The following is an 18,957-nucleotide window of genomic DNA, read 5'->3' on the forward strand; positions in this document are numbered from 1 at the left end:
CAGGTATTTTCGCGCCGGCCCGGCGGCTCTCATCCCACGACACGACCGGAGCCCGGGTGGGCGAGGAGGGCCACGTGACCGACAGGAACCATTCCCCGAACGAGATTCCCGCGGAGTTCCGGCGCTCCGCGGGCGGTGGCACCACGTCGACGGGACGCGTGGAGCCGGTGCCCGACCAGACCGGGCGCACCAACCAGGTGCCGTCCTCGCCGAGACTGGTACCCGACAGTGTCATCTCGCCGCCGCTGCGCGAGCGGATGGCCGCCGCCGGCGACGGTGAGCGCATCGGCCTGGTCATCGAGCTGAACAACAACCACCCGGAGGGTGTCGACGCGGCGCGGCGGCAGATCGTCGGTCGGATCGCGACGATCGCCCCGGCCACCGAGGTCCGCGAACTGGGCAGCTACGTCGGCACGACGTTGACCGTCCCGCAGATCCGCGACCTCGTGAAGGGGGACGCGCGTGACCACGACGACGCCGCGGAACATTCGGACCCGGTGCGCCCCGCGCCGCGGTGGTCGATGCACCGGATCTGGCCGAACTTCGAGGTGCACGGCCTGATCTGCCGCACCGTCGGAACCACGAAGGCGTCCGCCGCGCACCGCGCGTTCAACGCGCTCGGACAGGACGTCGTCTGGGCCGTCCTCGACTCCGGCATCGACCGCGCGCACGAGCACTTCGCGTTGCACGACAACCTGGCGGTCAACGGGCGCCTGGCGCACCGTAACTTCGTCGGCCCCGACGACGCCGACGCGACCCGCGACGCGTTCGGCCACGGCACGCACGTCGCGGGGATCATCGCCGGCGAACAGCGGCCGCCCGCCAACGGCGACAGGCCGATCCTCGCCGCCGCATGGTACGCCGACGACCAGGGCTCGATGAGTGTCGTCGCGCAGGAGCTGCCCGGTGTCACCGGAATGGCGCCGCGGTGCAAGCTGGTGTCGTGCAAGGTCCTGCGGGACGACGGATCCGGTGACCTGGTCTCGTTGCTCGCGGCGTTGCGGTACATCCAGCAGCTCAACGACGACGGTCGCACGCTGCGGGTGCACGGGGTCAACCTGTCCGTCGGCTACCCGTTCGACCCGACGTGGTTCTCGGCCGGGTCGACACCCGTGTGCCGGGAGGTCGACCGGTTGGTGCGGTCGGGGGTCGTCGTCGTGGTGGCCGCCGGAAACACCGGCTACGGCTGGGCTTTCGGCCCGCTCGAACAACGGATCCGGCTCGGGTTCGACATGACGATCAACGATCCCGGCAACGCCGAGCGGGTCATCACGGTGGGATCGACCTCGGTGACGCCGTTCGTCAGCGGGGTCTCCTACTTCTCCTCCAAGGGCCCGACCGGCGACGGCCGGCAGAAGCCCGACCTCGTGGCGCCGGGGGAGCGGGTCGTGAGCGCCGGCGCCGGAACGCTGCTCGCGGACGCACAGCAGCACGTGGCGGGCGCCCGGTACGTCGAGAACTCCGGAACGTCGATGGCCGCCCCGCACGTCTCCGGCGTCGCGGCCGCGTTCCTGTCGGTGCACCGCGAGTTCATCGGGCGCCCCGAGGAGGTCAAGCAGATCCTCACGAGATCGGCGACCGATCTCGGTCGCACCCGCAACTTCCAGGGACACGGACTGGTCGACGCGATGCGCGCGATCCAGGCGGTCTGACCATCGACGGCAGAAGGACGAGCCATGAAGTTCGACTACACGGACGTTCAGTTCAGGACCGACGGATCGGCGCACGACCGCGCGCAGCTCGACGCCGCGACCGCGCTGGTGCGCAGGCCCGGCGTCACCGACGTGCTGGTGCTCGCGCACGGCTGGAACAACGACATGGACCGGGCCCGCCGGCTCTACGTCGACCTCACCGACCGGCTCCACGACGTCGGCGGCACGGTGCTGGCCGACAACCGCCGTCTGGCGGTCGTCGGTGTGCTGTGGCCGTCGATCCGGTGGGCCGACGACGACGACATCGCCGGCGGCGGCGCGTCGGTCGGTGCCGGGCGGCCCGAGCGCGTCGGTGAGTCGGTCGAGGACGCCGCCACCGCCACCCGGCTGGAGGAGCTGATGCCGGCGTTGGACGGCTCGGCCGCGGCCCGCGACGAGTTTCTCGCCCTCCTGCGCGGCATGCTGCCCACGCACGACGACGGCGCCGACGACGATCCGGTGCCGGAGACGCTGCGCTCCGGTCACACCGACACCGTGTTCGCGGCGGCCTCCGGTCCCGACCTCGAACTGTCCCGGGTGCCCGAGCAGACCGGCGGCGCCGCGGCGTTCGGGCCCGGTGTCCCCGGCGGTGCCGGCGTCGGTGCCGGCGCCGGTGGGGCGGCGGGGTTCAGCTTCGGCGGCTTCCGGCGCGCCGCGCGCAACCTGCTGAACCTGACGACGTACTACACGATGCGCGACCGGTCCGGAGACGTCGGACGCACCGGCGTCGCCGGGCTGCTGGGCGAGCTGGCCGCGGCGAAGCCGGTGACGCTGCACCTCGTGGGCCACTCGTTCGGGGCGCGGGTCATGTCGGCCGCGGCGGCCCGCCACCACCGGGTCCACTCGTTGACGCTGCTGCAGGCGGCCTTCAGCCACTACGGTTTTTCGGCGAAGTACGACAGCAGCGGTGCGCCGGGCGCGTTCCGGGCGGTGCTCGACCCGGGCCGGATGACCGGCCCGGTGATCGTCACCCACACCGAGAAGGACCGCGCGGTGGGCATCGCGTACGCGATCGCGTCGCGGCTGGCCGGCCAGGCCGGCAGCAACCTCGGTGACGCCAACGACCGGTTCGGCGGGCTCGGCCGCAACGGCGCCCAGAAGACCGACGAGGTGGTGGGTCCCGGCACCGGCCTGCACCAGGTGGGTGAGGCGTACACGTTCACCGCGGGCGGGGTCCACAACCTCAAGGGCGACCCGTTCATCACGTCCCACGGAACGGTGGCGGTGGACGAGGTGGCGTACGCCATCCTGCAGGCGATCGAGACCCCTGCGGGGTGAGGGCTCCCGTGGGCGCCGTCGCTGAGGGTGAGACGAACTCCTCGGCGGCGCGGACGGAGTCGAAGTCGAGGTCGATGCTGACGTACCGCTCGTCGTCGACGGGGCGCAGGATGTGGTGTTGCCGGACCCCGGCCCGCTCGCGTGCGGCGCCGAACGAGTCGAACGCCCGCAGCCAGGTGTCGTAGTCGGTGATCGCGTGCTCGATACGTAGTGTCGCCATGTATTCGACGCTACGTTCGGGCGTGGCGGGTGCCGCCAGATCAGTGAAGGCGGCGTCGATCACCTGCTCGACGGCGGATCGGTGTCAGCGCTCTCGGAGATCAGCCCCAAGAGCGCGTGTGCCTTTCCCACAACATCAAGCGCGGCCTTGGCCCGGGCCAGCTCTACGCGCAACCGCTCGTTCTCCGCCAGCAACCGCTCGGCGTCCCGGTCGGTCTGGCTGCGGGCCGGTGCATGGGCTTGTCCGCCACGCCCGCGAGCGCGCCGGCGTCACGGGCGCGCCGCCACTCGATGATGTGCGACGAATAGAGCCCTTCCCGCCGCAGCAACGCACCCTTTGCACCCGGCCCGGTCGCCGCGTCGTACTCGGCAACCTCGCCAGCTTGTACTCGGCGGTGAACGTCCGCCGCTTCGGCTGCTCCGCCCGAGGACCCATCGGTTCATCATCGGTCACGCCGGCCCTACGGTCGGCTCGAGTCATCGTCAACGTCGATCCTCCTGTACTCGCCCTGCTCAGAGCATCTGTCTCAGCTCAGCCTGACAGATAGGGGACACCCAGCCGCAGGGTCCTCGACGTCATCGCCTACCTGGCCCGGTGAAGCGATGCGTGAGGGAGCGGCGCAGCACGGCAGGTGAGCGTCCCCGTCCGCGACCAGGTCGGTGAACGTCATCCGCGCTCGCCGGAACCGCGCCGGTGAACCCGGTTGTCGTGTCCGGGCGGGAGCAGCCATGGACAGATGTCGCATCGTGAGTGGTTGGCCACGCTAGCCTGGCCGCCATGAGAGTGGGAATCGTGATCCCGGTGATCGCGGCGATGGTCCTGATGCTCGGCGGATGCGGGGAAGACCCCTTCGATCCGGCCGCCTCCCGGCCATGCGACTTCTTCACCGAGGAGGAGCTGGACAAGTACGTGCTGCAGGTCGAGGTCAACGAGTCCAACCGGTGCAGGTTTGGCAAGACGCCGCCCGCGCAGGACACGCTCACGCACGTCACCGTCGAGTACCGCGACAGCGAGCCCGCCACCGTCGCCGCGGCCCTCAAGCTCCCTCCGGTCGACGGCCAGAAGTCCAAGCAGACCACTGTCGCGTTCAAGGGCTCGATCGACGTCGAGAACAAGACGGGGACCTGTGCGATGGTGGCACCGATCGGCCGGGGGCGATCCCTGGTCGTCGGGATCGGCACAGACACCGGCGGGATCACGTGGGTGTCCGAAGGCCCGAAAGACGACCCGTGCGACTACGTGGCATACCAGTTCAAGGAGATCGAAGCCAAGCTGCGGCGCGACTGAGCAGGCATGGAACGGCCACGTCGAACGGGAACCGCCCGTCTGGACGCCGAGACCCGCTGATACCGGCTCGCGGCCAGCGTCGCCACCGGCCCGGCGTTGACCGCCGTGGGGGTGAGGTGTGGACGGTGAGCCTGCCGTGCGGCCGTTCGACGCGTACGTGTGGGTGCTGACCGATCCGGAGACGTCTGTCGGGGTGGCGCCACTGGCTCCGTGCCGCCGCCGCTCATGCCCGAGCTGCCACGGCTCATCCGGCTCAAGTACCTCACCCGGGTCAACCGGTGGACCGGCCTGTCCGGGGCCGCATGTCTGGACGCGCCCGGGGACAGCCGGGTCTGGCGGGACCTGCTGCGGGGTCACGGCGTCACCGATGTCGCGTCTGTGGTGTTCCGGGACCGGTACGGCTGCTGGGCGTTCCTCGACCTGTGGCGCCTCGGCGGCGCGTTCGACCGGCGCGAGTTGGCCGTCCTCGACGACGTCGCCGCCCTGGTCACTGGAGACCTGCGGCGGTGCGCGCTGGCTCACGGTGCGCGCCGCGCGTCTCGGTCCGCCGACCGGCGCGGACGCCCAGATCGCGGTCACCATCGAGGAGAGCACGGCCACCGAGCGGACCGCCGTGTTCGCCCGTGCCTGCGGGCTGGGCGTCCGGGAGAGGGAACTGCTGCACCACCTGTCGACCGGTGCGGACACCCGCACCGTCGCGGCCCGGATGTTCCTCAGCGGGAACACCGTTCAGGACCACCTGAAATCCATCTTCGACAAGACCGGCACGCGCAGCCGGCGGGCGCTGCTCTCCCGCGTCCTGGGTACCGCCTGACAGCGCCTCACGCCTACCGCGTCGACGTCATCGCCGTGACCAGGAGGTCGATGCGTTCGTCCTGTCGGGCCGGGGGGATGCGGCCGCTCCCGGCCAGCAGGGCGATGCCGTGCAGGGCGCTCCACGCCACCTCGGCGCGCAGGTCGCGGCGGTCGTCGTCCGGTGGGAAGCAGCTGACGAACTCGTCGAAACCGGCCCGCATCACGGCGGGCGTCTCGTCGCTGGCGAACCTCAGGTCGGTCGGCAGGATGAACATGGCCTGGTAGAGGGCGGGTCGCCGGGCCGCGAACTCCAGGTACGCGACGCAGACGGCGCGCAGGGCCGGTCCGGATGCCGCCTGCCGGGCTTCGCGCAGGTGCGCGGCCAGCTCGGCGAACCCGTCCAGGGCGACGGCGCTCACGATGGCGTCCTTGCCGTGGAAGTGGCTGTACAGGACCGGCTGGCTGTACTCGACCCGGTCGGCCAGCCGGCGGGTGGTCACGGCGTCCCAGCCTTCGGCCTCCGCGAGTTCGCGCGCGGCCGTGATGATCATTTGGTGACGGTGTGCGCGTTCGCGTTCGCGACGTTCGCTGACGGCGGACATGCGCCGATCCTAGCAGCGCTAGTCTTCCTTTCGTTGATAATCTAGCGTTGCTAGCGAATCGAGCAACGCTAGAACGATCGCCGCGGAGGAATCCATGCTCACCACCATCGCCACCGTGCTCGCCGGCCTGGTCGGACTGTTCGGCCTCTTCCTGGCCGCGAACGTCTTCCGGTCGCCGGCGGCCGCGGCCGGCTTCGGAATCCCCGGCACGCCGGTCGCCGACCACACGTTCCAGGCCTGGCTGCGGGTCAAGGCCGTGCGCGACCTGGCGACCGGGCTGCTCGTCCTGGTCGCGCTGGTCGCGGGGCCACCCGACCTGCTCGGCTGGCTCATCCTGACCGCCGCGGTCATACCCGTCGGCGACGCGCTGATCGTGCTGCGCAGCAACGGCTCCAGGGCGACCGCGTTCGGCGTCCACGGAGCCACCGCCGCGGCGATGATCGCGGTCGGCGCGCTGCTGCTGGTCGGGTGACCGGCGATGGAGATCACCCCCATCGGCGTCGTACGCAATGACCGGACCGACGTGCGGAACACCGACAACTGGGGAGCCGTCCGCAGCACGATCACGGTCGACGAGCGCTTCGGCGACGCGTGTCTGCAGGGTCTGGAGGGCTTCTCCCACGTGGAGGTCCTGTTCGTCTTCGACCGCTTCCCCGAGACCGACGACCACCGCGAACCCGGCCCCTACCGCGGCCGCGCCGACCTCCCGCCCATGGGCGTGTTCGCCGGCCGCGGTCCCCGCAGACCGAACCGCATCGGGGTGACCTCCTGCGCCATCGTGTCCGTCGACGGCCGCGAGCTGACCGTGGTGGGCCTCGACGCGGTCTCGGGCACGCCGGTGGTCGACCTGAAGCCGGCGATGGTCGAGTTCCTGCCGCGCGGCGTCACCCAGCCGGAATGGGTCAGCCGCATGATGTCGGAGTACTTCGCGCCATGAGAGTGAAGCGTGGGCACTAGGATTCTGAAGTGTGAACCGCCGCTCCTACCACCAGTACTGCGCCACCGCGAGGGCGCTCGACGTCGTCGGGGAACGCTGGACGCTGCTGTTGGTGCGCGAGCTGCTCACCGGTCCCAAACGCTTCGGTGACCTGCAGGCCAACCTTCCCGGCATGGGTACGGGCCTGCTCGCCGCGCGGCTACGTTTTCTGCAGGACGCGGGGGTGGTGGGCCCGGTGACCCTGCCGCCACCGGCGCGCACCGCGGCGTACGCCCTCACCGAGGCCGGCGCCGAACTGGAGCCGGTCGTGATGGCGCTGGCCGGCTGGGGGATGCGCTGGGCCTACGGCGAGCGCGACGAGGGCGAGACGTTCCGGCCCGGCTGGGCGGTACTGGGGATGCAGGCCAGATTCGACCCCGCGGCGGCCGCCGACGTGAGCGCCGTCTACGAGTTCCGCGTCGACGACGACGTCTTCCACGTCCGGGTGCACCACGGCACGATCGAGTCCGTGCACGGACCGGCGCAGCACCCCGACGTGGTCGTCGAGACCACTGGCGACGTCTTCGCCGACCTGGCGGCCGGCCGGCTCAGCGCGGCGGAGGCGGTCCGCGCGGGCGGAACCACCGTCACCGGCGACCGGCAGGCCGCCCGCAGGCTGCGGTCGATGTTCCCCGTGCCGCGGGGATGAGGCTCAGACCGCCAACGGCACGCCGTTGACGGTGAACGCCACACCGACGTTGCCCCGGATCGCGTGGGAGTACGGGCAGATCCGGTGGGCGGCGCGGACCAGCTCGGCCGCGTCGTCGGTGCCGGGCAGGGACACGTCCAGCTCGACGCCCAGCTTCAGCGCGCCGCCGTCGGCCGGGAGCAGCGACACCCGGGCGTCGATCGTCGTGTCGAGCGTGCGGCCCGGTGCCGCCAGGTCGAGGGCGGCCTCGAAGCAGGCCGCGTAACCGACGGCGAACAACTGCTCCGGGTTGGTGCCCGAGCCGTCGCCGCCCAGCTCCTTGGGCATCCGGATGCGGACGTCCAGCTCGCCGCCCGGTGTACGGCCGTGCCCGTCGGTGCGGCCGCCGGTCACGCGGGCTTCTGCGGTGTAAAGAGCCACTTCCCCTCCTTCGCTACTTCAAAAACAGGAAGTTGAAGGTATAAGTTCCTGGTGTGAAAGAGCAAGAGGGGAGAGACCGGTGGACACTTTTCTGCTCGTCCACGGCGCCTGGCACGGCGCGTGGGCCTGGGACCGGCTGAGGCCGTTGCTGGAAGCCGCCGGCGCCCGAACCGCGGCGCCCGACCTGACCGTCGGGTCGGAGGTGGGACTGGCGGACCACGCGCGGGAGGTGGTCACCGCGATCGATGCCCTACCGGGCGACCTGGTGCTCGTCGGCCACAGCTACGCCGGAATGGTGGTGCGGCAGGCGGCCGACCGACGTCCGGAACGCGTGGGCCGGCTGGTGTTCGTCGACGGCTGGATCGGCCCGCACGGCGCCGGCCTCGCCGACCTCGCCCCACCCTGGTTCAGGCCGGCCGTCGAGAGCATGGCCGACCGCGGGCTCGTTCCGTCACCGGGCGCCGGCGCGTTCGGCGTCACCGACCCGACCGACGTGGCGTGGCTGGAACAGCGCCTGCGACCCCATCCGTTGAAGAGCTTCCTGGACCCGGCTTCCCTCACCGGCGCGGTCGACGCGATCCCGGCGCTGGCCGTCGTCACCGCCCAGGAACAGATGCCGTTCCGGGAGCTGGCGAGCGGCTATCCGACCGTGGCGGTCGACGGCCCGCACGACGTGATGCTCACCCACCCGGGCGAGCTCGCCACGCTGCTGTTGTCCACCCGTTGACGCGGGCGCGGTCAGCCGGCCCGCGAACCCTCCCGGGGCGGCTGCCAGCGGGTGGGAGTGATAGCGGCCAGCGGGTCGAGCCGGGCGGATCGCCGTTCCACTCGGCTCGGCGACGCTGCTCGAACGGTGAATGGACGAAGCGGCCGGAGCCGGAGCCTCCCGAGCCGTGGAGGTGGCCGGTGACGGCGTCGAGTGTGGTGGCGGCGCTTCGCACGAGGTCGCGGACCGCGTGCAGACCGCTGTCGCCGAGGAGGTACTTCTCGACCGTGACCGTGATCGTGGCCGGGAGCTGGTGGTGCAGGGATCCGTCCGGCTCGAAGGACCGGTGGATCTCGCAACGAACACCGACCAGCCTTCGACCGTTCCGGTACCGGCCACCCAGTCCGCCGGGGTTTCCGGCGCCTCCACCGACCGGACAGGTATGAACGCGGCCCACAACACCACGCGCCAGCCCTTCCACGATCGGGTCCCGCCTGAGGCTAACGTCTCGCGGGTCGTGTCGCGGTGGCGACTTCGGCACCCGGGCGGCGTTGATCAGCACCTATCGTTGGCCCGTGCGGTCACAGCCGGGTCATTGTTGCCTCATCTGGGGTTAGGTGCGTCGGGGATGCGCCGTGCGGGTGCGGAGATCCGTCTGCTGGGACCGGTGCGGGTGGACCGCGCTGCCGGTCCCATCGACCTGGGACCTCGACGGCGACGGCTCGTTCTCGCGGTCCTGGCGCTGGAGGTGAACCGCCTGGTGCCGGTCGAGCGGTTGGTCGACCTCGCCTGGCCGGACGGGCCGCCGCGCACCGCCACGCACGCGATCCGCGTGTGCGTCAGCGGGCTGCGGTCGGCGCTGTCGGCCGACGGCGGGGACGAGTTGACCATCGACACCCGGGGCGGTGGGTACGTGCTCCGGGCCGATCCGGACCGCATCGACGTCGGTCGTTTCCAGGTCCTGCTCGACCGGGCCGCGGACACCGACGACGATGCGGCGAAGGTCGCCGTGCTCGACGAGGCGTTGGCGTTGTGGACGGGGCCGGCGCTGTCCGGGATCGCACCGGAGCAGACCCGGTTGCGGCTCTCGCTCGGGTTGGAGGAGGCCCGGCTGAGCGCCGTCGAGGACAGGGTCGACGCGCGGCTGCGGCTCGGGTGTCACGCACAGGTGCTGGTCGAGCTGACGACCGCGGTGCGGGCCCATCCGGACCGCGAGCGGCTCGTCCTCCAGCTGATGCTCGCCCTGTACCGCAGCGGACAGGCGGGCGCCGCTCTCCAGACCTACCGGGACGCGCGGCAGCGGCTCGCCGACGAGTTCGGACTCGATCCCGGCGAGGCGCTGCAACGGATGGAGGTCGCGATCCTGCGCGGCGACCCGGGTCTGCTGGTGCCGGACCGGGACGTCGCCCCGGAGCCGGCCGACGCGACCGCACAGCCCGGCGCGCACGCGGTCCCCGCGCAGTTGCCCGCAACCGTCGGAGATTTCACGGGACGCGAACACGAGCTCGCCGCGCTCGACGGGTTGCTGCCGGAGCACCCGGGACCGTCGACGATGGTCGTCGCCGGGATGGCCGGGGTGGGAAAGACGACGTTGGCCGTGCGATGGGCGCACCGCGTGCGCCGGCAGTTCCCGGACGGGCAGCTATTCGCCGATCTCGCCGGGTTCTCGACCGACCCGCCCGCGGCGCCGCTGCGGGTGCTGGGCGAGTTCCTGTCGGCGCTCGGAGTCGCCGGCAGGCAGATTCCCGTGGGACTGACCGAGGCCAGTGCCCTGTACCGCAGCCTGCTCGCCGACCGGCGGGTGCTCGTCGTGCTCGACAACGCGGCCGACGCCGACCAGGTGCGGCCGCTGCTGCCGGGCGGGCCGGGCTGCCGGGTGGTCGTCACCAGCCGGCGCGGGCTCGGTGGTCTCGTCGCCCGGGACGGCGCGCGCCGGCTGGCCCTGGACGTGCTCACCGCCGGGGACGCCGTCGACCTGCTCAGCCGGATCGTCGGGGCGGAGGAGCCGGACGGGTACGGCGACCTGGCCCGCCTGTGCGCCTACCTGCCGCTCGCGATCCGGATCGCCGCGGCGAACGTGAGCGCGTGTGCCGGTCACGGTGTGGTCGACCAGATCGCGCGGCTGCGCGACACCGACCGCCTGGACTCCCTCACCATCGACGCCGACGACCAGGCGGCCGTGCGCGCGGCGTTCGACCTGTCCTACGCCGCGCTGGAACCGGCGGGCCGGCGCATGTTCGGGCTGCTGGGCGTCGCGGCGGGCCCACACATCGGTGTGCCGGCCGCGGCCGCGCTGGCCGACGTCGAGCCGGCCGAGGCCGCCCGGACCCTGGAGCGGCTCGCCGGCGCGAACCTGGTCGAGCGGCGCTCCACCGGCCGGTACGGAATGCACGACCTCCTGCGGCTGTACGCCGGAGAGCGGGCGAGGGCCGCCGGGAGCGCCGGCACCGCCGCGGCGGTCGACCGGCTGGACGCCTTCTACCTCGGTGCCGCCGGTGCCGCCGCCGATGTGCTGTACCCGTCCTCGCCGCGGCTTGTCACGGCACCCGTCGAGACGGCACGGGCCTTCGACGACGACTGTGCGGCCGGCGCGTGGCTGGACACCGAACGGCCCACCCTCGTCGCCACCGTCGTCGAGGCGGCCGCGGCCGGGCGTGAGTTGGCCTGGCTGCTGGCCGACGCCATGGGCGGCTACCTGTTCCTACGCCGCTACGGCGCCGACTGGACGATGGTCGCCGAGGCCGCGTTCGCCGCCGCGGAGCGGTTCGGTGACACGTCGGCGCGGGCATCGGCACACCGGCACCTCGGCGGCGTCCACATCGCGTCGAGCCGGTACCGGGAGGCGGTCACCTACCTGCGACCGGCGCTGGAACTCGCCCGCGCGGCCGGTTGGAAGGCCGGTGAGGCCGCCGCGCACAACAACCTCGGCCTCGCCTACGACAACCTCGGCCAGCTCGACCGGGCCGCCGCGCACTTCTGCGCCGCACAGGCGCTCTACGACGGGTGCGGGCTCGTCAGCGGCGCGCTCGCCGCGCTGAGCAACCTGGGCGCGGTGCACGGCAGGGCGGGCCGGCTGGCGGAGGCCGCCGCGGCCTACCGCCGGTCGCTGGCCGACGACCGGCGTCGGAAGTCGCGGTCCGGTGCGGCCGCCGACCTCAGCAACCTGGGCGGCGCGGTGTGGCGGATGGGCCGCCTCGACGAGGCGCTCGAGCACCTCACCGCCGGTCTGGCGCTGCACCGGGCGGTCGGCAACCGCGCCGGCGTCGCCAACTCGCTGGACTACCTCGCCCGGGTGCACACCGACGCCGGTCGCCTCGACCTGGCCGCGAAGTGCGCCGAGGAGGCGCTGACGGTCGCCACGGAGATCGGCGACCGTCGGATCGAGGTGAACGTCCGCAACGCCCGGGCCGGCATCCACGGGCGGAGCGGCCGGGCCGACGTGTCGTCCGCCGGGTACGGGCACGCCCGGTCGCTCGCGGTCGGTGCCGCCTTCCACCACGGTCAGGCCGAGGCCCTGATCGGGCTGTCGCGGGGGAGCCTGGCCCGCGACCGGGTCCGCGCCGCGATCGACCTCGCGCGGGAGGCGTTGGCCGTGACCGTCCGGCACGGGTTCCGGTTGCTGGAGTGCGACGCCCGGCTGGCCCTCGCCGAAGCCCGCCTGGCCGACGACCCGGCGGCGGCGGCCGAGCAGGTGCGCAGCGCCCTGGCGATCCAACGGGACACCGGGTACCGGCGCGACGAGGCGACCGCCCGGCGGGTCCTCGCCCGCGCTGTCGGCGCCGATGAGGAAACCGTGACCCGACTCTGAACGCCTCCACCTAGCGTGCTCCGGCAGATGCCGAAACGAGTCACGAAAGGTGGTGTTCCTCGATGGTGAAGATGCTGGAAACGCTCGGCGACCGGCTCCTGGGCATGGTCGTGCCCCGGGTCCGGGCGTCGGCGTGCGGCTGTTGGGCCGTGGGCACGTGCCCGGACGGTTCCGTCCGCGAGTGCTGCAAGTCGCCCGGCAGCGGGCTGTGGTGCGACACCTGCTTCTGACGGTCGGCTCCTGCCGGGCCGGGCGGTGTCGCGCCCGGCCCGGCGGCACACAGGAAGGAACCTCGATGATCGTCGCCATCACGATGCTGACGTTGCTGTGTCTGCTCAACCTTCTGCTCACGCTCGGCCTGGCCCGCCGGATCCGGGTGGAGCCACCGGCGGTCGTGCTGCCGCCGGGCTCGCGGGTCGACCCGGCCTTCGACCCGCCGACCCTGGTCGGGTTCTTCTCACCCGGATGCGGGCCGTGCCACGAGCGCCTTCCGGAGTTCGTCGCGCGGGCGCGTCGGGCGCCGGCGGGTCGCACGGTCGCGGTCGTCGTCGGCGACGGCGGGAGCGCCGACGACATGAGCGCCGACGACATGGTCGCCGCGCTCGGTGACGCGGTGTCCACAGTGGTCGAACCGCCGGGTGGGGAACTGTCCACCGCGTTCGGCGTCCGGGGGTTCCCCGCGTTCGCGCTCGTCGGTGACGGCGGCCGGATCGAGGCCAGCGGCACCGACCTCGCCGCGATCCCGCACCTCGTGGCGGTCTGACCGGTGCGCACCGCGCTGGCCGCCGTGGCGTTGGCGTGGCGCGCGTCGCGGTGGGGCGTCACGGGTCTGGTGGTCCTGAACCTGCTCGGCGCCGCCGGTCCCGTCGTCGCGACGTGGCTGACGAAGCTCGTCATCGACGGCCTCGTGGGCGGTGCCGGCCCGTTGGGGTGGTACGCCGTCGGGCTAGGCGCCGTCGGGCTGGTGGCCGCGGTGACGCCGCACGCGGTCCGGTACGTGCGGGCCGAGCTCGGGCGTCGGGTCGGGGTGCGCAGCCGCGACGAGCTGATGTCCGCGGTCGGCCGGTTCGTCGGCCTCGGCCGGTTCGAGGAACCGGCGTTCGTGGACCGGCTGCGGCTGGCCCAGCGGGCCGGCGTGTCGAGCCCCAACGGCGTGCTCGACGGCGCCGTCGGCGTGCTGGGCGCCTGCCTGGCCCTCGTCGGGTTCCTCGGCTCGCTGCTGGTGCTGAGCCCGCTGATGGCCGGGATCGTCGTGGTCGCCGCGGCACCCGCGTTCGCCGCGCAGCTGGTGGTCGCCCGCCGGCGGGCGGCGGCGATGTGGGACATCGGCCCGGTCGAGCGGCGCGAGTTCTTCTACCTCACGCTGCTGTCCTCGGTGGAGGCGGTCAAGGAGCTGCGGGTGTTCGGCACCGGGTCGCTGCTGCGGCAACGGATGCTCGCCGACCGGCGCACCGCCGACGCCGCGCTGCGCCGGGTCGACCGGCACGAGCTGCGTACCCAGGCGCTGCTGGTGCTGCTGAGCGCGGGCGTGGCCGCTGGCGGGCTCGTGTGGGCCGTCGTCGCGGCGCGGGCGGGCCGGCTCACGGTCGGCGACGTGTCGATGTTCGTCGGCGCCGTCGCCGGTGTGCAGGGCGCGCTGACCGGCCTGGTCACGCAGACGGCCACCACCCACCAGCACCTCCTGCTGTTCGGCCACCACCGCGACGTGGTGACCGCCGGCACCGACCTGCCTGTCGCGGGGTCCGCCGTCGCGGCGCCGCCGCTGTCACGCGGTATCGAGCTTCGTGACGTGTGGTTCCGGTACTCGCCTGAGCACCCGTGGGTGCTGCGGGGTGTGACCCTGACCGTCCCCTGTGGAACGTCGATGGCGCTGGTCGGTCTGAACGGCGCCGGTAAGTCCACTGTGGTCAAACTGCTGTGCCGGTTCTACGACCCGACCCGCGGCTCCATCCGGTGGGACGGCGTCGACCTGCGCGACCTCGACCCGCGGTCGCTGCGCCGACGCATCGGCGCGGTGTTCCAGGACTTCGCCTGCTACGAGCTGTCCGCGTCCGACAACATCGGTCTCGGCGACGCCGACGCCGTCAACGACCCCGGACGTATCGTGGCCGCCGCCCGGCTGGCCGGCGCGCACGGGACGCTGGCCGGCCTCCCGCACGGATACGACACCCAGCTCACCCGCCTGTTCCTGGGCGAGAACGACGCGACCGGCGTGGTCCTGTCCGGTGGCCAGTGGCAACGCGTCGCGCTCGCCCGCGCCGTCGTACGCGCCGATGCCGACCTGCTCATCTGCGACGAACCCAACGCCGGGCTCGACGCCGACGCGGAGTACGAGGTCCACCGGATGCTGCGCGCGCACCGCGCCGGTCGCACCAGCGTGCTGGTCTCGCACCGGCTCTCCGCGCTCCGCGACGCCGACCGCATCGTCGTGCTCGACGGCGGCACGGTGGTCGAGGAGGGCGACCACGCCGCGCTGCTACGGGCCGACGGCACCTACGCGCGGCTGTTCGCCCGCCAGGCCGACGGGTACCGGGAGCCGGTGCCGTGATCCGCATCGCCGTCGTCGACGGTTCCAGCATGGCGCCGACGCTGCGCGACGGCGACCGGGTGCTGGTCCGCCGCACCCGCAGGGTCCGGCGCGGCGACATCACCCTCATCGCGATGCCGGCTGGCTGGATCCTCAAGCGCGTCACGGGATTGCCGGGTGACGCGGGCGTGCCACCCGGCACGTACCACGTCCTGGGCGACAATGCCGACGCGAGCATCGACTCGCGCGAGTTCGGCTGCGTGCCCGCGGCGTGGGTCTACGGCGTCGTCGTCCGGCTGATGGCCAGCTCGTCGAAGCCCGTGTCCGGGTGACGTTCGCGTCCGAACCGCCACGCGTCGTCGGCGCCGAGCACGAGCTCCACGGTGCCCTCAGCGGCCACGACGCAGCCGGTCACCAGATGGCCGCCGATCATCGTCCCCTTCGGGTCGGCCACCGACAGGTGGACGTGGATCCGGTCGGGGCCGAGCGTGCCGGCCGCCGAGACGATCTCGAACGCGTCCTCCTCGACGCGGATCCCGTCGAGCCGCACCGTGACCCGCGACAGGCTGCCGACGCAGGTCATCACCCACGCCGCGGTGAGGCCCTCCCGCCGGACGGCCGCGTGCAGGGCCTTGTACAGGTCGGTTCCGGGTTCGAGGCGCATCGGTATGGTCCGCATGCCGCGGACGTTAACCGGGCGCGTTCACAGTCCGGTCATCGTCGGATCCCGAGACGTCGCCGCCGATCCCGAGCTCGTTGCCGTCGTTGTCGTGGAAGACGTACTTCCAGACGGAGTCGTGCTTCTCGATGTCGACCGGCTCCAGGCCGCGCGCGGCGATCCCCGCCACCTCGCCGACCGGGTCGTCGACCCAGACCATGCTGACGGCACCGCCGGCCCGGGCCGGATCCTGGATGATGTACACGTACCGGTTCTCGGCGAGCTGCCACACCGCCTCGATGTCGTTCGGATAGAACGACGGCTCGGCACCGAACAGCCGCTTGTACCACTCCAGCGCGGTCCCGTATTCGCGTACCGGGATGCCCGCGAAGATCCCTACCGCCATGTCCGCCCCCCTCCGGGTGTGACCGTCCACCGTAGCGTGGGTCGATAATCCGTGCGTGGAACTCGACGACGTCGACTGGGCCGCGTTGCACGGCACGTACGGGTCGGCGGCCGACGTGCCGCATCACCTCGAAGCGCTGCGCTCGACGGACCGCGACGCGCGCCGCACGGCCCTCGTCGGACTGTCCGACGCCGTGGTCCATCAGGGGACCCGCTGGCAGGTGAGCGCCCACGTGGTGCCGTTCCTCGTGCGGCTGGTCGACGACCCCACCACCGCCGACCGCGGTGCGTTGACCGCGTTGCTGCGCGACGTGGGCATCGGCCCCCGCGACGACGGCGACCTGCCGTTCGACCCGGACGCCGCCTTCGACGGCCCGACGGTGACCGGCGAGCAGGAGGCCCTGGTCATCGAGCGGGTGTACCGCCGCGAGGAGGAAGAGGAGGAACTGACCGACGACTGGGTCGACCTCGCCGACGCGTGCGCTGAGAAGTGGGACGCCGACGCCTACCGGGCGGCCGCCACCCACGCCGACGCCTACCGCCGCTGGCTGTCCGACCGCGACCCGGAGGTGGCGTCCCGGGCGGCGGAACTGCTCCACCACGGCTCGTTCCCGGTCCGGCTCACGGCCGCGGTCGCCCTCGCGTACCGCGTCGGCCGGGGCGTGCCGGACGACGCCCTGACCGTTCTCGTCGAGGCCAGGGAACACGAGGAACTGCCGCCTTTCCCGTGGGGCTGGGACCGGCGCGCACCCCGCCGGTACATCGCCCTCGCCCTGCAACGCATCGGACTCGGCTGACGGTCGGTGGTCAGCAGTCGAAGGGAACACCGTCGGCGTTGTGGAGGGAGACCACGACGAGGGAGGTCGGTACCCGGATGCTCTCCCGGCTGCTCACGTCGTAGAACACGGCCGTTCCGGCGGCCTGCCCGAGGTACAGGAGACAGCGCCGCGCGCTGATGTCGAGGAGCCCGGGCGGCGTCTCGCTGACCCATGCCACCGACGCCGGGACCGCCTGAACCGCCAGCACCGGCAACCGGACCGTGTGGAGCACGTACACGTTGCGGACGGTCAGGCCGCTCTTAGCCTTCGCGCCCTGGTGCCACGCGAGGGCGGGAAGGCCGGCGAGGACGACGGCGACCGCGGTCGCGGCCGCCCGGACCGCGATCCGCACGAGCACGGGGCGCAGCGGGCGCGGTGCCGCCCGGCCGCGTGACACCCTCCCGAGCGCCCGCCGGGCGCCGTGGACCGCGATGCCCGCCAGGAAGAGGACGGCCGTCACGAGCAGCACGAGCTCGATGGCACCGATGAGCTGGCTGGACAGCACCTCCAGGTATCCGTAGCCGACCTCCTCCGGTGTCGCGCGGAGCTGGAGGTAGAAGAACACGTAGGCGAGGCGGAGCACCCCGTACAGGGCCGCGCCCGCCACACCGAGCAGGGGCACCGCGTACTGGACCGCCCAGTCGAGGGGCGCCGACGCGGCCGCGGGCGTGCGGGGTCGCGCGTCGCGGCGCGCGAGCCGGGTCGCGGGTGGACCGAGGCGCAGGCGCCGGACGGGCAGCAGGCTGATCCGCACGAGCGCGTCGACCGGCCGGGGCGGCGCCACTACTCGGTCTCGAAGAGGAGACAGAGGCCGCCATCGAAGCGGCATCCGGGGTCGGTGGTCGACAGGGGGTCGACCCAGATGCCGTAGGGCCCCGGCCTGGCTCCGGCCGGCAGCGTCCACCGCGCGGATCCCTCACCCCGCTCGTTCGTCACCAGCTCCGGGAGGTCCACCAGGGCCGTGTAGCCGTGTCGTCTTGCCCCCGGACCGTACACCGTGAGATACACGGTCGTTCCGGCGGCGAACCCCGCCACGTCCACGATGATCCTTCCCCCGCGGACCGCGAACCGTCCGGCGATGTCGCCCTTCAGGATCGCCCCTGGGCGCCGGGCCGGCGCGACGACGACCGAACCCGACGTCGTCTTCCGCGTCGACCCGACGGTGCCCGTCGCGGCAAAGGTGTAGCGTCCCGGATCCGGGAAGAGCGTGTCGCTCACGTCCGCCGCCACGCGCCAGAACCATCCGTTGTCGTCGTCCTTGTCGGCCGGGAACTGCCGGACGGCTCCGGTGGGGGAGGTCAGCGTGACGACGACCGCGCGGTCGAGGCGGAAGTCGTCGAAGCACAGCATCGTGTCGTCGAGGCGCTTGAGTCGCACCGTGATTCCGGTGGTACCGGCCCGGTACGGGTCGCAGGCGTTGCCGTTGTTGCTGCCGAAGAACCCGTCGATGAAGTCCGGTCGCCGGCGCCGGCCCGACTGGCGCGCACCCGTCCCGCTCGCGGAGATCGAGGCCGAGGGCGGGTGCCCGGCGCCGACCGGATCCCGGGAGCCCCTGTCTGCGGGTGCGCCGGCCGGGTCGGCCGGATCAGCCGCGCCGCCCGGATCGACCGGGCCGGCCGGATCGGCGCTTGCCGCCGACGCGGGCAGGGCCGACGCCGGAACGGGCGACACCGGGGTCGTCAACGGGTTCGCGCCCGGTTGGGGCAGCGGCCCGGTGTCGCCGTCGGAGCAGCCTGTCGCGGTCGCCATCACGGCGACCAGCCCGAGGCCGACGACCGCCATCCGGCCCGGCCTCCGTCTCCCAACCCTGCGGATGTGCACTGGTCCCTCTCGAGGTGGTGCGGAGCGGCGGCGGATTCGGTGCCAACCGGAGGGTTAACCGGTCCGTGGCGGAACTGGTGACGGGCGGCGCCTGTCGGCTCGGTTACGGTCAGGGGGCACGGGCCGCGGAGTGACAGCTCACCAGCGAGGTTGCGATGAAGCGTGGGATGGTCGTGAAGGCGCTCAGCCGGGTGGGGGCGCGTAAGCCGTTGCAGCGGGTCGGGCTCGTGGGTGAGCCGACGGTGGCGTTGGCGTCCGATGCGCCGGAGGTGGCGCAGTTGCTGGCCGATGAGGGG

General features: G+C 72.7%; 21 protein-coding genes and 1 pseudogene. 14 read left to right on the plus strand and 8 right to left on the minus strand.

The annotated features are described in order from the left end of the window. Positions 1–74 precede the first annotated feature (74 nt). Positions 75–1,652 carry a S8 family peptidase gene (locus tag Voc01_RS51450; RefSeq protein WP_203935118.1) on the plus strand — a complete coding sequence of 526 codons (1,578 nt, stop codon included), beginning with the start codon at positions 75–77 and terminating at the stop codon, positions 1,650–1,652. Between the two features lie 24 nt (positions 1,653–1,676). Further along, positions 1,677–2,969 (plus strand): alpha/beta fold hydrolase, encoded by a 1,293-nt coding sequence (locus Voc01_RS51455; RefSeq protein ID WP_203935119.1) that lies wholly within the window; start codon positions 1,677–1,679, stop codon positions 2,967–2,969. Here the strand turns inward: Voc01_RS51455 and Voc01_RS51460 are convergent. Beyond that, on the minus strand, positions 2,893–3,189 hold the full coding sequence (locus Voc01_RS51460; protein WP_203935120.1) for a hypothetical protein: 297 nt from the start codon (positions 3,187–3,189) through the stop codon (positions 2,893–2,895). The genes Voc01_RS51455 and Voc01_RS51460 overlap by 77 nt on opposite strands. 165 nt (positions 3,190–3,354) lie before the next feature. Further along, positions 3,355–3,600: pseudogene (locus Voc01_RS53875) on the minus strand (IS3 family transposase); the annotation flags it as partial. A 381-nt stretch (positions 3,601–3,981) separates the two neighbouring features. Between Voc01_RS53875 and Voc01_RS51465 the strand changes: the two are divergent. Further along, positions 3,982–4,476: a hypothetical protein gene (locus tag Voc01_RS51465; RefSeq protein WP_203935121.1), complete on the plus strand. Its 495-nt coding sequence runs from the start codon at positions 3,982–3,984 to the stop codon at positions 4,474–4,476. 523 nt (positions 4,477–4,999) lie between these two features. Next, positions 5,000–5,290 (plus strand): LuxR C-terminal-related transcriptional regulator, encoded by a 291-nt coding sequence (locus Voc01_RS51470; RefSeq protein ID WP_203935122.1) that lies wholly within the window; start codon positions 5,000–5,002, stop codon positions 5,288–5,290. Positions 5,291–5,303: 13 nt separating this feature from the next. Here the strand turns inward: Voc01_RS51470 and Voc01_RS51475 are convergent, their stop codons facing one another. Beyond that, positions 5,304–5,873, minus strand: coding sequence for a TetR/AcrR family transcriptional regulator (locus Voc01_RS51475; RefSeq protein WP_203935123.1), 570 nt, complete (start codon positions 5,871–5,873; stop codon positions 5,304–5,306). A 94-nt stretch (positions 5,874–5,967) separates the two neighbouring features. On the opposite strand from Voc01_RS51475, the gene Voc01_RS51480 reads away from it, so the two are divergent. From Voc01_RS51480 to Voc01_RS51490, 3 genes are read left to right on the plus strand one after another with little or no spacing between them, the layout of a single operon-like run. After that, a complete protein-coding gene (locus Voc01_RS51480) occupies positions 5,968–6,345 on the plus strand; it encodes a DUF4267 domain-containing protein (RefSeq protein ID WP_203935124.1) in 378 nt (125 codons plus the stop codon). A gap of 6 nt (positions 6,346–6,351) precedes the next feature. Continuing rightward, positions 6,352–6,810, plus strand: a complete 459-nt coding sequence (locus Voc01_RS51485; RefSeq protein ID WP_203935125.1) for an SAM-dependent methyltransferase — start codon at positions 6,352–6,354, stop codon at positions 6,808–6,810. 31 nt (positions 6,811–6,841) lie between these two features. Next, positions 6,842–7,498 (plus strand): winged helix-turn-helix transcriptional regulator, encoded by a 657-nt coding sequence (locus Voc01_RS51490; RefSeq protein ID WP_203935126.1) that lies wholly within the window; start codon positions 6,842–6,844, stop codon positions 7,496–7,498. A gap of 3 nt (positions 7,499–7,501) precedes the next feature. Here the strand turns inward: Voc01_RS51490 and Voc01_RS51495 are convergent, their stop codons facing one another. Then, positions 7,502–7,918 (minus strand): organic hydroperoxide resistance protein, encoded by a 417-nt coding sequence (locus Voc01_RS51495; RefSeq protein ID WP_203935127.1) that lies wholly within the window; start codon positions 7,916–7,918, stop codon positions 7,502–7,504. A 79-nt stretch (positions 7,919–7,997) separates the two neighbouring features. Between Voc01_RS51495 and Voc01_RS51500 the strand changes: the two genes are divergently transcribed. The 6 genes from Voc01_RS51500 (at position 7,998) to Voc01_RS51525 (ending at position 15,291) form a co-directional block, all read left to right on the plus strand. After that, positions 7,998–8,645, plus strand: coding sequence for an alpha/beta fold hydrolase (locus tag Voc01_RS51500; protein WP_203935128.1), 648 nt, complete (start codon positions 7,998–8,000; stop codon positions 8,643–8,645). Between the two features lie 607 nt (positions 8,646–9,252). Beyond that, the gene (locus Voc01_RS51505; RefSeq protein WP_203935129.1) at positions 9,253–12,432 is read left to right on the plus strand and encodes an AfsR/SARP family transcriptional regulator; all 3,180 of its coding nucleotides are present in this window, start codon (positions 9,253–9,255) and stop codon (positions 12,430–12,432) included. A 62-nt stretch (positions 12,433–12,494) separates the two neighbouring features. Beyond that, a complete protein-coding gene (locus Voc01_RS51510; RefSeq protein WP_203935130.1) occupies positions 12,495–12,662 on the plus strand; it encodes a hypothetical protein in 168 nt (55 codons plus the stop codon). 65 nt (positions 12,663–12,727) lie between these two features. Then, positions 12,728–13,195: a TlpA family protein disulfide reductase gene (locus Voc01_RS51515; protein ID WP_203935131.1), complete on the plus strand. Its 468-nt coding sequence runs from the start codon at positions 12,728–12,730 to the stop codon at positions 13,193–13,195. A 3-nt stretch (positions 13,196–13,198) separates the two neighbouring features. Then, positions 13,199–14,980: an ABC transporter ATP-binding protein gene (locus Voc01_RS51520; protein WP_203935132.1), complete on the plus strand. Its 1,782-nt coding sequence runs from the start codon at positions 13,199–13,201 to the stop codon at positions 14,978–14,980. Further along, entirely contained in the window at positions 14,977–15,291 is a 315-nt protein-coding gene (locus Voc01_RS51525; RefSeq protein ID WP_239161096.1) for a S26 family signal peptidase, read from the plus strand. The genes Voc01_RS51520 and Voc01_RS51525 overlap by 4 nt, the downstream gene beginning before the upstream one ends. Here Voc01_RS51525 and Voc01_RS51530 read toward each other — a convergent pair. Further along, entirely contained in the window at positions 15,237–15,638 is a 402-nt protein-coding gene (locus Voc01_RS51530; protein ID WP_203935133.1) for a PPC domain-containing DNA-binding protein, read from the minus strand. The two genes, Voc01_RS51525 and Voc01_RS51530, sit on opposite strands and share 55 nt — an antisense overlap. Positions 15,639–15,648: 10 nt before the next feature. Continuing rightward, positions 15,649–16,023 carry a VOC family protein gene (locus Voc01_RS51535; RefSeq protein ID WP_203935134.1) on the minus strand — a complete coding sequence of 125 codons (375 nt, stop codon included), beginning with the start codon at positions 16,021–16,023 and terminating at the stop codon, positions 15,649–15,651. A 55-nt stretch (positions 16,024–16,078) separates the two neighbouring features. Here Voc01_RS51535 and Voc01_RS51540 point away from each other — a divergent pair, with 55 nt between their 5' ends. Continuing rightward, positions 16,079–16,819 carry a hypothetical protein gene (locus tag Voc01_RS51540; RefSeq protein WP_203935135.1) on the plus strand — a complete coding sequence of 247 codons (741 nt, stop codon included), beginning with the start codon at positions 16,079–16,081 and terminating at the stop codon, positions 16,817–16,819. Positions 16,820–16,829: 10 nt separating this feature from the next. On the opposite strand, the gene Voc01_RS51545 is transcribed toward Voc01_RS51540, so the two are convergent. After that, on the minus strand, positions 16,830–17,624 hold the full coding sequence (locus tag Voc01_RS51545; RefSeq protein WP_203935136.1) for a hypothetical protein: 795 nt from the start codon (positions 17,622–17,624) through the stop codon (positions 16,830–16,832). Further along, positions 17,624–18,622, minus strand: coding sequence for a hypothetical protein (locus tag Voc01_RS51550; RefSeq protein WP_203935137.1), 999 nt, complete (start codon positions 18,620–18,622; stop codon positions 17,624–17,626). Before Voc01_RS51550 ends, Voc01_RS51545 begins: the two co-directional genes overlap by 1 nt. Between the last annotated feature and the right edge of the window lie 335 nt (positions 18,623–18,957).

This window comes from Virgisporangium ochraceum, assembly GCF_016863655.1.
Classification (GTDB): Bacteria; Actinomycetota; Actinomycetes; order Mycobacteriales; family Micromonosporaceae; genus Virgisporangium; species Virgisporangium ochraceum.

Excerpts from the sequence above, each read along its gene's own strand:
- Voc01_RS51530 (WP_203935133.1), bottom strand. The coding sequence starts at position 15,638 with ATGCGGACCATACCGATGCGCCTCGAACCCGGAACCGACCTGTACAAG.
- Voc01_RS51505 (WP_203935129.1), top strand. The coding sequence starts at position 9,253 with ATGCGCCGTGCGGGTGCGGAGATCCGTCTGCTGGGACCGGTGCGGGTG.
- Voc01_RS51475 (WP_203935123.1), bottom strand. The coding sequence starts at position 5,873 with ATGTCCGCCGTCAGCGAACGTCGCGAACGCGAACGCGCACACCGTCAC.
- Voc01_RS51515 (WP_203935131.1), top strand. The coding sequence starts at position 12,728 with ATGATCGTCGCCATCACGATGCTGACGTTGCTGTGTCTGCTCAACCTT.
- Voc01_RS51455 (WP_203935119.1), top strand. The coding sequence starts at position 1,677 with ATGAAGTTCGACTACACGGACGTTCAGTTCAGGACCGACGGATCGGCG.
- Voc01_RS51460 (WP_203935120.1), bottom strand. The coding sequence starts at position 3,189 with ATGGCGACACTACGTATCGAGCACGCGATCACCGACTACGACACCTGG.
- Voc01_RS51510 (WP_203935130.1), top strand. The coding sequence starts at position 12,495 with ATGGTGAAGATGCTGGAAACGCTCGGCGACCGGCTCCTGGGCATGGTC.
- Voc01_RS51550 (WP_203935137.1), bottom strand. The coding sequence starts at position 18,622 with ATGGCGGTCGTCGGCCTCGGGCTGGTCGCCGTGATGGCGACCGCGACA.
- Voc01_RS51480 (WP_203935124.1), top strand. The coding sequence starts at position 5,968 with ATGCTCACCACCATCGCCACCGTGCTCGCCGGCCTGGTCGGACTGTTC.
- Voc01_RS51485 (WP_203935125.1), top strand. The coding sequence starts at position 6,352 with ATGGAGATCACCCCCATCGGCGTCGTACGCAATGACCGGACCGACGTG.
- Voc01_RS51535 (WP_203935134.1), bottom strand. The coding sequence starts at position 16,023 with ATGGCGGTAGGGATCTTCGCGGGCATCCCGGTACGCGAATACGGGACC.